Source organism: Exiguobacterium sp. s132, assembly GCF_018617235.1.
GTDB lineage: Bacteria > Bacillota > Bacilli > Exiguobacteriales > Exiguobacteriaceae > Exiguobacterium > Exiguobacterium profundum.
This window is the reverse complement of record NZ_JACSJU010000002.1, coordinates 272,953-285,489: the sequence shown is the minus strand read 5'-3', so window position 1 is coordinate 285,489 and position 12,537 is coordinate 272,953. Positions and strand designations below refer to the sequence as shown.

At 47.2% G+C, this 12,537-nt stretch carries 13 protein-coding genes; 7 read left to right on the top strand and 6 right to left on the bottom strand.

Features of this window, described 5'->3' with window-relative positions; all coding sequences use genetic code 11:
• Positions 1 to 12: 12 nt before the first annotated feature.
• Complete coding sequence (locus KNO78_RS12100; protein ID WP_214691303.1) at positions 13 to 657, bottom strand: TVP38/TMEM64 family protein; 645 nt, start codon at positions 655 to 657, stop codon at positions 13 to 15.
• A 225-nt stretch (positions 658 to 882) separates the two neighbouring features.
• Between KNO78_RS12100 and trhO the strand changes: the two genes are divergently transcribed.
• The 4 genes from trhO to ald all read left to right on the top strand — a co-directional run bounded on the left by trhO (position 883) and on the right by ald (position 4,946).
• Positions 883 to 1,824, top strand: a complete 942-nt coding sequence (trhO, locus tag KNO78_RS12095) for an oxygen-dependent tRNA uridine(34) hydroxylase TrhO (RefSeq protein ID WP_159563357.1) — start codon at positions 883 to 885, stop codon at positions 1,822 to 1,824.
• 130 nt (positions 1,825 to 1,954) lie between these two features.
• A complete protein-coding gene (locus tag KNO78_RS12090; RefSeq protein ID WP_251125320.1) occupies positions 1,955 to 2,368 on the top strand; it encodes a divergent PAP2 family protein in 414 nt (137 codons plus the stop codon).
• Between the two features lie 91 nt (positions 2,369 to 2,459).
• Positions 2,460 to 3,683, top strand: coding sequence for a PucR family transcriptional regulator (locus KNO78_RS12085; protein WP_159563356.1), 1,224 nt, complete (start codon positions 2,460 to 2,462; stop codon positions 3,681 to 3,683).
• Between the two features lie 132 nt (positions 3,684 to 3,815).
• Positions 3,816 to 4,946: an alanine dehydrogenase gene (gene ald / locus KNO78_RS12080; RefSeq protein WP_015880510.1), complete on the top strand. Its 1,131-nt coding sequence runs from the start codon at positions 3,816 to 3,818 to the stop codon at positions 4,944 to 4,946.
• Between the two features lie 96 nt (positions 4,947 to 5,042).
• Here the strand turns inward: ald and murB are convergent, their stop codons facing one another.
• Both murB and KNO78_RS12070 read right to left on the bottom strand, forming a co-directional pair.
• Positions 5,043 to 5,963, bottom strand: coding sequence for a UDP-N-acetylmuramate dehydrogenase (gene murB, locus KNO78_RS12075; protein WP_074034917.1), 921 nt, complete (start codon positions 5,961 to 5,963; stop codon positions 5,043 to 5,045).
• Between the two features lie 155 nt (positions 5,964 to 6,118).
• A complete protein-coding gene (locus KNO78_RS12070; RefSeq protein WP_214691305.1) occupies positions 6,119 to 6,769 on the bottom strand; it encodes a diacylglycerol/polyprenol kinase family protein in 651 nt (216 codons plus the stop codon).
• 151 nt (positions 6,770 to 6,920) lie between these two features.
• Here KNO78_RS12070 and KNO78_RS12065 point away from each other — a divergent pair, with 151 nt between their 5' ends.
• Positions 6,921 to 7,544 (top strand): DUF1836 domain-containing protein, encoded by a 624-nt coding sequence (locus KNO78_RS12065; protein ID WP_015880507.1) that lies wholly within the window; start codon positions 6,921 to 6,923, stop codon positions 7,542 to 7,544.
• 56 nt (positions 7,545 to 7,600) lie between these two features.
• Here KNO78_RS12065 and KNO78_RS12060 read toward each other — a convergent pair whose 3' ends face one another.
• Positions 7,601 to 8,083, bottom strand: coding sequence for an LURP-one-related family protein (locus tag KNO78_RS12060; protein WP_015880506.1), 483 nt, complete (start codon positions 8,081 to 8,083; stop codon positions 7,601 to 7,603).
• Between the two features lie 217 nt (positions 8,084 to 8,300).
• Positions 8,301 to 8,795, bottom strand: coding sequence for a restriction endonuclease (locus KNO78_RS12055; RefSeq protein WP_015880505.1), 495 nt, complete (start codon positions 8,793 to 8,795; stop codon positions 8,301 to 8,303).
• A gap of 126 nt (positions 8,796 to 8,921) precedes the next feature.
• On the opposite strand from KNO78_RS12055, the gene KNO78_RS12050 reads away from it, so the two are divergent.
• Both KNO78_RS12050 and KNO78_RS12045 read left to right on the top strand, forming a co-directional pair.
• Complete coding sequence (locus KNO78_RS12050; RefSeq protein ID WP_214691306.1) at positions 8,922 to 11,096, top strand: PAS domain-containing sensor histidine kinase; 2,175 nt, start codon at positions 8,922 to 8,924, stop codon at positions 11,094 to 11,096.
• The gene (locus KNO78_RS12045; RefSeq protein ID WP_159563352.1) at positions 11,093 to 12,163 is read left to right on the top strand and encodes an SDR family oxidoreductase; all 1,071 of its coding nucleotides are present in this window, start codon (positions 11,093 to 11,095) and stop codon (positions 12,161 to 12,163) included. Before KNO78_RS12050 ends, KNO78_RS12045 begins: the two co-directional genes overlap by 4 nt.
• A gap of 69 nt (positions 12,164 to 12,232) precedes the next feature.
• Here the strand turns inward: KNO78_RS12045 and KNO78_RS12040 are convergent, their stop codons facing one another.
• Positions 12,233 to 12,517, bottom strand: a complete 285-nt coding sequence (locus KNO78_RS12040; RefSeq protein ID WP_214691307.1) for a hypothetical protein — start codon at positions 12,515 to 12,517, stop codon at positions 12,233 to 12,235.
• Positions 12,518 to 12,537 lie beyond the last annotated feature (20 nt).

The window sequence follows — 12,537 nt, the reverse complement described above, 5'->3', positions numbered from 1 at the left end:
AACACCCCTTGTTCAAAGGGGTGTTTGTCGTTTCGTGACCATCTCTTGTTTCAACCGCTCGTTCCGTTTCTTGAAAGCGCGTCGTTTGAGCACTTCTTCTAGCCCCCGGCTGATGGCCCATAATGCGACCAAAAGTAGACCGAGCATCGATAAACGAAATGGACTTTGGATAAATTCCTCCCACTGGTCCCCGATGACAGAGAAAATCACGACGACGAGCAGTTTCCCGAATCCTGCCGCCATGATGAACGTACGGAGCGGCATCTGAATGAGCGCCAATAAATACGTGATCAAACTGACCGGGATGAACGGGAGAGAATATAAGAATCCGAGCGAGATCGGACTCATATGATTGATTCGTTCCAACCAATAGACCGCCGCCTTATGTTTTTCGAGCCAGCGCGTCATCGGTTTGCGGAAAACGTAACGGACAGCCGCAAAAACGACGATGGTTCCAAGAAGGTTCCCGATCCAGGATAAGAGAACGCCTAACAGAAAGCCGTATGTCGCTGCATTGGCAGAGATGATTAAGACGAGTGGTAAAAATGGAAAAATCGCTTCTAAAAACGGTGCACCGAGTCCAGCCCATGGACCACCAGGCAAACCTTGAAGCCATTCAATCAATTGGATGATGTACTGTTGGAGAGAATTAAGCATAGTCGTTCCACCTTCAACTTTCGTTACTACTCTATTACCCGAATTCGATTTACAAGACGCATCTCCCTGCATTCGTCAAAAAAAATTAAAAACCATTTGCGAAAATTCGTCGTGATATTTATCATATAATAATGGACTTGTGGTTGCAGGCAAGTCTATTCGTCGAACGACACAACCCAACGTTCGTTTTCCTGCAAAAAACTGAACACAGGGGAGCAACACAACATGGAAACAAAACCAATGCGGGTCTTGCTGTACTATAAGTACGTCAACATCGAAGACCCAGAAACACTCACGCAAGAACATTTGAAGTATTGTAAGGACCTCGGCATCAAAGGACGCATCTTGATTTCCTCCGAAGGAATCAACGGGACGTGCTCTGGTACTTGGGAGCAAACCGAGCAGTACATGAATGACTTGAAAGCAAACCCTCTCTTCAGCGATATCGAGTTCAAAATCGATGAAGTCGAAGAGCATGCCTTCAAGAAAATTTTTGTCCGTCACAAGAAAGAGCTCGTGACGTGGCGCTTTGATGGCGAGTTTGATGTACCGAAACAACACGGTGCATACCTCGAACCAGCAGAATGGAAAGAGATGATGAATCGTGATGATGTCGTCATCCTCGACGTTCGTAACAACTACGAGTACGAACTTGGTCACTTTAAAAATGCGATCAAAATCGATGTAGAGGCTTCACGTTACATGCCGGAATGGCTCGAAGAGAACAAGGACCTCTACGAAGGGAAAACACTTCTCACGTACTGTACCGGTGGCGTCCGTTGCGAGAAATTTACAGCATATATGCGTGACCAAGGTCACGACAACATCTTCCACCTAAAAGGTGGCGTCGCAATGTATGGTAAAGATGAAGCGACAAAAGGAGAGGACTGGGAAGGCGAGCTCTATGTCTTTGACGAACGGATCAATGTCCCGGTTAACTCCGTGAACCCATCTGTCGTCTCACACTGTATGCACTGTGGGACAGAGACGGTTCGTTACGTTAATTGTGCCAACCCGGAGTGCAATGCACAGCATTTCTGTTGTGAAGAGTGTGAACCGAAACAAATGCGTTCATGCTCGAAGGAGTGTCAAGAACACCCACGCAACCGTTATATCATCGATAACATTGCAGAGAAACTTCAGGAGACTGAAGGAGTAGTCGGGTAACAAAAATCGACCAGAAGATGTCTTGGAGAACGTGTCCAAGACATCTTTTTTTGACGAAATCTTAACGTCTAGCTTGCGCCTCTTTCGGGTATAGTGAAGATACTATGTCAGACAGGAAGTGAATGCACGCATGTTTAACGAACCTTTACTCGCTGCGATTCTCGCTTGGTTTATCGCCCAAGCGGCTAAGCTCGTAACTGAACTCATTAAAACAAGAGATTTTGAAATTGAAATCATGTTCGCTTCAGGAGGCATGCCAAGTTCGCACTCGTCTACCGTCGTCGCACTCGCTACCGCGATTGGGCGAATGGAAGGCATTGACTCGAGTCTATTCGCTCTCGCTGTCGTCTTTGCCACTATCGTCATGTATGATGCGACCGGAGTTCGGCAGGCGGTCGGTTTCCAAGCACGGCTCTTGAACGATTATTTCAAAGGAATTAAACATGAGACCCCACTCTTGAATGAACTCGTCGGCCATACGCCGTTCCAAGTCATTGTCGGAGCGTTACTCGGTCTCGTCGTCGGACTGCTTTTCCCAATGTAATCGCAGAAGGTATGTCATTTCTCACACTCTTGATTCTTTTTGTGAAGTTTCACAAAGAAGACGGTATACTCAAGAGAGAGGAGGAATCGACATGCCTTTTTTGCAGAAATCTTATGAGTCTCTCGATACACTCGCCGAAGCGATTGGTCAAGCGATTCGAGCACCGATCACGATTGAGAATCGCCACCACCAGTTGCTCGCCTATAGTACACATCCGGATTCGACCGACCCGGCCAGGATTGCGACCATCATCGGGCGTCGTGTCCCAGAAGCTGTCATCGAAGACCTATGGGAGAGTGGTATTTTACAAGAAGTCATCGACCAAAATGAACCGGTCGTCATCCCGGCCCGTCTCGCCGTCGGTCTTGGGGAACGCGCCGCAATCGTCATCAAACAACATGATGAAGTACTCGGCTATATTTGGAGCTTAGCTCGGACAAATCCGTTCAGTACTCAAGAATTAGCCATCTTGCAAGAAGGGGCGACCATCGCCAAAAAGCTGCTTATGACCATCGCGATGCACGAGCGACGAATCAGCGCCGAGCTCGAACGCTTCTTATTAGATGTCCTCGCTTCCCCGACCCTGACGGATGCGAATCGCGAACGATTGAACGAACTTGCTCCGATTGCCGTCGCCAGTCGGTTGACGGTCATCGAATGTGCTCAACCGATCACCCCTCAACTTGCGGAACGCCTTCACTATGTGCTTGCGACGCAAGAGTCAATTGAAGTCGTTTTACATGCCATCGACGGTCAGCAGCTACTCGTCTGGCATTATATGAAGTCTGAACTCTCCGATGAAGAGACTGTACTCATAGCCTGGGCGGAACGGTTCGAACAATTGCTTCAAGACAAGTTCAGCGAATCCGAACCACGTCTTGGCATCAGCCGACGTTTTTTCGAAAGTGACATGTTATATGCCGCAGCCGAAGAAGCGCGACGGGTTACCACGCTGCGTCGCAAGTTCCCGCTCGAACTATCGACTTCCCGTGCCTTCGAGCAGATCGGCATTTATCAACTCGTCCCGGAACTCGCTCGACGTATCGGACTCCGACTGGAGACCCACCCGACAGTCGAACGGTTGCAGCATTATGATTCATCCCATCAGACCGAACTCGTGAAGACGCTCGAATGGTATTTTTATTTTGATGGGAACGTCAAACGAGTCGCCGCTCATCTTCATATTCATCCGAATACCGTTCTGTACCGGATTCGCCGCATCGAAGAGTTGACGAATATCACACAAGTTTCCTTACCAGAAAGATCCATGATTTATTTAGCCATTAAGGCTGGTCAATATCGATTAGAAGACTAGACGCTAACTTTGTGATTTTTCACAAAGTTAGCGTCTTCGTTTTTAGAATCCATGCTAAAGACAGCGTTTTCAAATGGGTCTATACTAGGGGTGTGAACAAATTGTGTCAACGGAATGAAAGGGGAATGTTCCATGAAAATCGGGGTATTAAAAGAGATTAAAAACAATGAAAATCGGGTGGCCTTAACACCGATGGGTGCATTTATGTTAACGGAGCTTGGTCATGATGTATTCGTCGAAACGAATGCCGGTCTCGGTAGCGGATTCACGAATATGGAATATATTGATGCCGGTGCAACGATTCTTGAAACGGCGAAAGAAGTTTGGGAAGGCGTCGAACTCGCTCTCAAAGTAAAAGAACCACAGCCGTCTGAGTATCAATACTTCCGTCCTGACTTGACGCTCTTCACCTATTTACACCTTGCGGCAGAGCCAGAATTAACGAAAGCGCTCGTCGATTCTGGGATTACAGCCATCGCCTACGAGACAGTAGAAGTGGATCGCACGTTACCACTCCTCACACCGATGAGTGAAGTGGCAGGACGTATGGCTGCGCAAATCGGAGCTCAAATCCTTGAAAAACCACATGGTGGAAAAGGAATCTTGATGTCTGGTCTCCCAGGCGTGCCTCGTGCGAACGTCACGGTCATCGGAGGCGGTGTCGTTGGAACGAATGCAGCTCGAATCGCAATTGGTCTTGGGGCGAGCGTGACGTTGATGGACATTAGCCCGGCTCGTCTTCGTCAAATCGACGACTTGTTCGGAAACACAATCAATACGTTGATCTCAAATAAATACAACATTGCGAAACAAGTGGCTGAGAGTGACCTTGTGATTGGTGCCGTGCTCATTCCAGGAGCAAAAGCACCGAAACTCGTCACGGAAGAAATGGTACAGCGCATGTCGCCTGGTTCGGTCATCGTCGACGTCGCCATCGACCAAGGTGGGATTTGTGAGACGATCGACCATATCACGACGCATGATGCGCCAACGTATGAGCGTTATGGCGTGCAACACTACGCCGTCGCTAACATGCCAGGTGCCGTGCCACGCACTTCGACAATGGGTCTGACAAACGCGACGATGCCATATATCATCGAGTGTGCGCAAAAAGGCGTATTCCCAGCACTTCTTGAAAACGAGGCACTTCTCAAAGGCCTAAACGTCATCAATGGAACGGTCACGTATGAAGCGGTTGCACGTGATTTGGAATATCCGTTCGTTCCGGCCCATGAGGCGGTCTCAAAACAAACACAAGCTTAACCTTTAAGACGATGAGATGCCCGTTCTCATCGTCTTTTTCTATATAAAAAAAGAAGAAACCGAACGCCATCGTCCGATTCCTTCTTTAATTATGCGTTATGCGTTCTCAACGGCGATATCTTCCCCGATGATTTTCACTTCCGGCTCTAATTCCACTTCAAATTTCTCTTTAACGGTCGCCTGGACGTGACGGATGAGTGAAATGTACTCTGTCGCCGTCGCCTCATCGATATTGACGATGAACCCAGCATGCTTGAGCGAGACTTCCGCTCCTCCGATGCGTTTGCCTTGCAGTCCAGAGTCTTGAATCAACTTGCCGGCAAAATAGCCAGGCGGACGTTTGAACACACTACCACACGAAGGGTATTCAAGCGGTTGTTTCGATTCACGTTTATACGTCAAGTCGTCCATGACTTCTTTGATTAATTCATAGTTTTTCGGTTCTAGTTCGAACGTTGCCTCGAGTACGATCAAGCCCTCTTTTGAGACACGGCTCGTTCGATAGTCAAGATCGAGTTCGTCTTTAGATAAATGAAGTACTTGACCATCCTGCGTCAATACCGTCGCAGATGTGATGACGTCTTTCGTTTCTCCGCCGTATGCACCTGCGTTCATGTAGACGGCACCACCGACCGTCCCAGGGATCCCACATGCGAACTCGAGGCCCGATAATCCCTCTGCCAGTGCTTGACGTGAGACGTCGATAATCGCTGCTCCTGCCTGGGCAATTATTTGATTCCCTTCCCGACGAATCGAGTCGAGTTCATTCAAGTTCAAAACGATTCCACGGATGCCGCCATCGCGGACGATCAAGTTTGAACCGAAGCCAAGAATCATAAACGGCATCGCTTCTTGGTGGGCCAGTTTTAAGACGGCCTGCACTTCTTCGTACGTGTGTGGAGCCACGAAGTAATCTGCTTTGCCCCCTAGTTTTGTATACGTGTGTGCCGACAATGGCTCGTCTTGAAGGACGCGCTCGGCCGGAATGATCATTTGAAGTTGCTGTAAAAAGCTCATGCGTTCACTCAATCCTTTATGTTCTATTTAATCAGTGTCTCGGTCCCACTTCATTCGTTCCGAGCACGTCACTGAATGGTTTCAGTACGAATCACAGTATACAAATGATTATTGGACGTGACAAGCAACGTTTTTCTTACAAATTCATGATTAGTTTATAGCAATAGTGATGTCGCAATGGCAACAATGATTGGAATTGTAAAGTTATCCCAATCTCGATATGAAATCGCTTCAGTTAGTGTAGCGATGATGGAAATGATAAACCCATATGTTACCACTTGCCAAAGGACGACATCATTCCACAAAAACAATAAAAATAAGACAGCATATGAGCTTAGAAACATGGCAATGCTTCCTTGGAAAGAACGCTTTTGTCCATATAAATCATAGATGACCGTCCCATATTTGCGTCCGATGAGTGCAGCCATTCCATCCCCCCAGGCGAGCACGAGTGATCCGGCTAAAAATGCGATCGGCTCGGACTCGAAGAAGAAGTATAAGATAATGAGCAATGCAATCGGATAGTATACAGTCCCGAATGATTTTCGTTCCGTTTGATGCACCGGTGACGGGCTTTTATATAACAGGACCGCATTCGCAAATGTGAAGAAAATGAGCGGGACTGCCGCGACGTACCATGAATCCATTAACCAAACTGCTAATAACGACCAATGCCCGACTGCGATATGTACACTTTTTCGAATCGTTTCATCCGTCCATCCCAGACGCTTCCCGACGTGTTCGAGACCCACGAGAAACACGAGGACGACTACAATGGAAAGAATCGAACTAATCCATTCATTCATTGCTTGACCACCTTCATATATAGAGTGTGTATGATACCGTCATTATACCTTAATCAGTGCCCATCCTAGCTTACTTTTCAAACATTTGGTAGAATGAGGTCAAATGACTGTATAGCCAACGTACGCTGTTGGCGATAGAAAGGGTGGCCGTATGCGCGACGCAACTTCAATTCAAACTTTGGCAGATTGCCTTCATTTTATGCAGGTCGGAGAAATCGAGCGAGCCATCGCCCTCTTCCCTGAAGACGTGCGTGAACATTTCCCAAAAGAGCTTCGAAAAATCCACTTGTTTCATATTGAAAAGAACGGCTTATCGATTAACCAAATCGTCGCTCTCGCTAACGCACTGACCGGAGAGCATCTCTCTGCGACGACGATTCAAAACTGGACGAAGCGTGAAGTTCGTAAAATCATCGGTGTCCCACGAATCGGTAAAAAGTATTCCTTGCATCAAGCGGCAATCATTTATCTCCTTGATGACTTGAAACACCTTTTTTCCCTCGAAGAGACGAGTTCCTTGTTGGCGCTCATCTTCAACAACCCTGACCGGGACGAAGACGACTTCATCAAACCGATTGATTTTTATCGACTTTACGCGGAGTATGCGAAGTCAACAAGCCCGATCGACCTTCTCGATACACGGGCGAAGCGTTCGCTCGAAAAGATGAACTATGAACATCCAAATATCATTCACGTCTTGAAGCTTTGTCTATACGCACATCGGGTGACGACACTCGAACTCGAGGCCAAGCACTATTTGAACCGTTTCATTTGATGAGACGGTTTTTTCGTATCAAAAAACACCGGTCTCTTGACCGGTGCTCGTCATCGTTATGAGACAGATGCTGCGAGCGGCATCCGTGATTTGACCGTTAACGTCTTTAAGACGGAAAGGAGTTCGAACATCGATAACTGATCGGCTTCTTTCGTTAAGCAGAACGTATCGTCTTCTTGTTTCCGTAGTTCCGCGACAAGTTTACCTGCTTTGTCGCGAACGCTAAACTTGTGACGTTCCACATCATATTGAATCGTGAAGAGTCCGCGTTCATAGACGTTGTACTCACACTTTTTCCCGAATAACGAGAACTTGTCTTTCAATTGACCAATCGCCTGTCCATCATGGTTCATCACGACCCATTTTTGGCAGTTTGGGATGTATTTCCCATGAGCGATCTGTCGTCCAGACAAATTGTGCACTTGGACACTGCCTTCCGCGTCGCGGTGAACAGATCCGATCGCATCATTTGTCTCGTCATAAATGGTCGCCTCACCTTGTGTAAAGACGCAACCTTTTACATAAATTAATTTGCGCACCGCTTTTTCCTCCTAGCACGTTCCAACCGTGATTGTTTGTATGTGTACGGTCGGGTATTACTGAAAACCCCAATCGTTTCTCTGTGTAGTTTTTATCTCGTTTCAACTACTACATATTTCATATGACGAAGATGATTATTGCATCGTTTAAAGAAAAAGACAACCCTTTTTTTTCGACATCATTTGGATTCTGTCGAACTTGTGAACAAGCCTATTCTCATCGCTTATATCCCGCTTCTTTTAAGAGTTCTTCAAGCTCCATTCTTGCAATCAGACGAACTTGATTTGGCGCTGCCAATTCGTATGCGCTGTCCGTGAAATTCGAGTTCGTCACGACCCAGCCTTCGTGTGCTTGATAATAGGGAACGGCCGCTGCAATTTGTTGAACCGCTTCGAGTCCGACCGTCTTTTCATAACGCTTTGCTTGAACGGCAATCGACCATCCATCCGGTGTCTCCAATAACAAGTCAGCACCAAAGTCACGTGATGCTGGAGTCACCGTGACCGTGTAACCAAGCGCGGTGAACACTTCCTCTAAAAATAATTCAAACTCCCGACCATCCATCCGATCAATGCGGTCGATGGTCGACAGCCTTACTTTCCATATAAACCATGCAATTCCAAGCAAGAGAAGCAGTACGCTGCTCCAAAGCGGTGCCTCGAACCACCATAAACATATGGCACCGATGATCCCAATGAGTAATCCAATCATGCTCATCTTTCCTTTCCAATTCCTCTCCCTCACTTTACCGTTTTGAGGGCAGGAAATGAAAGGGGGATCTGTCGAATGATATAGAAGATGTGCTCGTCTGACACCGCGAAGGAGGGATGACTGTTCATGGAGAATCATGCCAATCTCCAAAGTGAGTTACTACATGCATTACCTTACGGAGTTGCGTTAATACAGAAAGATGGAACAATCGTTCAGGCAAACCGTCCGTTTCTCGAGCAGTTTCCTGAGAATCTACAGAGACGTTCGAACCTTTTCCATATGGTCAATCAGTCACCGATTACGATGGAATTGTCTCGTCGGATGGAACAAGGACTGCCTTGGATGTATGAACTGCCAACGATGCGAGTACACGCCATTCCGTGGGAAAATCAATATATCCTCTCCATTGAGCCATTGCCTCATGATACACGCGTGACGATTCAACACAACGCTTTTGAGGCGATGATGCATACTGAACTCGACATGGCGATGATCATGACGGATGCGAATCTGTTGATTACTCGTTTCAATCAGGGGGCCACGGAACTGTTTGGCTATGCGCCCCATGAAGTGCTTTACGAAATGACACCGTTCGCTTTATTTGAATCGAGAGAATTAAGTGAAAAGCGCTCTGCTTATCAAGACGAGACGGAACGGTTGCTATCGTTCGAACAAATGTTGCGCCTCGCACTCGACAAAGGAGACCGGGAATGGAAGTTTCAATGTAAAGATCGGACACATTTCATCGGCAAATTGTTCATGCATCCCGTTTATGAGCAAGAGCAACTCATCGGCTTCTTTTTCTTCGTATTTGATGTGAGTTCCGAGATTGAGTTGAAACGTGAGCTCCGTTATAAGGAACAGCGTTATCGCATGTTTGCCGAATCGGTCATCGAAGCCGTTCTGTTCCATGAAGATGGGATGATTCTCGATGCGAACAAGGCGGCGGAATCCATCTTTAAAATCCCTGCAGAGCAAATGATGGGACGCCAGACTATCGAGTTTATCGCGGAAGGGTACCGGGCCGATGTGTTGCGACGCATTCGCAATCACATTCAAACGCCATACGAAGTGATTGGTCGTCGGCAAGATGGAACGTTCTTAGAACTAGAGGTGTATCCGAAAGAAGTGACGTATCAAGGGCAAACGTTACGAGTCGCGGTCATGCGTGATATCAGCGACCGTAAAAAAGTAGAGCGTATGCTCGAACGTGAAAAAAATGCCATCGCCCGTCAGCGCGATATCATCCAGTCAATCTTACAAGCATCGAATGAAGCGTTCGTTTTGACCGAATCGAACGGGAGTGTCTTGTTCATGAACGTCCACGCAAGACGACTCATGGACTTACCGGGCATCGCTCCAAATAAAATTCAGGAGCGTATCCCGCTCCTCTCCACGTTCCGTCCTCGTGACAGGAGCGAGATGCTACGAAAGATGGATCAACTTCTCGATGGGACAGCGCGTGAAGTATCGATGCGTTTCTCCATCCCACAGCCAAACGATCGAGATGAAGAATACTATGAGATGTATGGAACGACGATGGATACAAAACGACAAATCGGTATGGATAGTGGATTCTTGTTTGTGTTCCGTAACCGAACCGAGGAAGAGCGGATGGACCAGATTAAAAATGAACTGGTGAGCACGGTCTCACATGAACTAAGAACTCCTCTTTCCTCATTATCGGGATATATTGAATTGATGCTCGCTCGAGATTTGACGCCTGAAAAACGAGAGCGCTTCTTGAAGACGATGTCGCGGGAAGCGAAACGATTGACCGCCCTACTCAACGACTTTTTGGACATCCAACGCATGGAAGATGGTCACCAAGAATATAAACAAGATCATTTCGCTTTGAATGAACTTGTCTTAGAAGTGATTGAACGCTTCCGCGAAACGAGTGATCATACCATTCATTTCGATAATGCGGATGATGACTTGCATCTCGTTGCCGACCGCGATCGCATCGAGCAAGTTCTCGTCAACTTGATTTCAAATGCGATTAAGTATTCCCCGAATAGACAGGAAATCGAAGTACGAGTCCGACAAGACCACAATCAAGCGCATGTATCCATTCGTGATTTCGGTATCGGGATTCCGGAGCACGCCTTCGAAAAATTATTCACAAAATTTTATCGGGTCGATAATTCGGATACACGTAAAATTGGTGGAACCGGTCTTGGTTTGTCGATTTGTAAAGAAATTATCGAATCACATGGTGGAAGCATCGAAGTGGAATCGACTGTCGGAAAAGGGTCGACTTTCACATTCACATTAGATTTAGCGGAGGAAACGTCATGAACAATTACGCCTTTACCGGGTTCCCTGGTTTTTTAGCAGGAAAATTAATTGAACACCTCGCTTCGTTACCGCATCAAATCGGAGTCATCTACGCCTTGCATCTTCCGAACCAACAACGTGATGCAGAAGAGCTACGAGATACGCTACTGTCAACGACGTCGCTTGCACCGCACCAGCTCGTCCTTGTTGAAGCAGACATCACGTTACCCGAAGTGATTCTCGACCCGATTATGCGGTCTGTCATTGAACGCGATGTACATTACATTTTCCATCTCGCCGCCGCATATGACTTGAGTATTCCTTATGACATCGGTTATCGCGTCAATATACTCGGAACCAAACATGTGACCGCGTTCGCCAAACGCTCGAAACAATTGAAGCGTTATGTGTACTTCAGTACCGCCTATATCGCCGGACGTCGCCGTGGGACGGTTTATGAAAATGAATTATGGCATCGGGTCCAGTTTAAAAATCATTATGAGGCGACTAAATATGAAGCAGAGGCACTCGTTTCAAGAGAAATGGGTGGCATGCCAATCACTGTCATTCGTCCTGGGATCGTAATCGGACATAGTCGCACGGGCGAAACGAAAAAGTTCGACGGTGTCTATTTCGTCTTACAATTGATGACACAACTCCAGCAGATGCGACCACTCCCTTACATCGGGCGGGCGAATGTTGAGGTAAACCTCGTTCCGTACGATTATGTAGTAGAAGCGACCGCTTTCCTAGCTCATTCTCCAAACGGCCTGAAGCGGACATTTCATTTGACGGACCCATTCCCACATGGCGCACGAGAGGTATATCGTATGTTGCATGAGACGATGTTTCAGCGTTCTCCTCGCGGAACCGTTCCTCATGCCGTTGCTGACGCGGCATTTACTGCTTGGAATGGTGCCAAGCGACTTGAGGTTCCTCACGAACTATTGGAGTACTTTAAACATCCTGTTCACTTTGACACGACACAAACGATACGGGCACTCGACGGAACGGGCATCGTATGTCCAGACCTCCAGGATTACCTCCCTGAGATTGTCCATTATTATATGGCACACAAAAAGCCCTGATTCGTCAGGGCTTCAACTATGATTGAAATTAAATGAACAAGTATACGCCGTGAATCATCGTACACTTGTTTATATCTCATCCGCGTCGTTACGAGACACCGCTTGATCGTGAAGCAGACGCTCGAGGACGAGGATATAGACCAATGCCACAAGGAGCTCTACGATACCAGGAAGAACCGCAACGATCGCATCCTCCAAGTATGCAGTTGGAATCAGGTAAACCAATAGCGACTTCACACCATACATCAACATCAACGAGGAGAGTAACACAAGCGTTACCGCTCGCTTCGACACATCCCCGAAGAACGGGCGCCCTGTCTTCTCACCTTTTGTCATACCGAGCCAAGATAACAAGTCCAAATCCTCCTTTATCG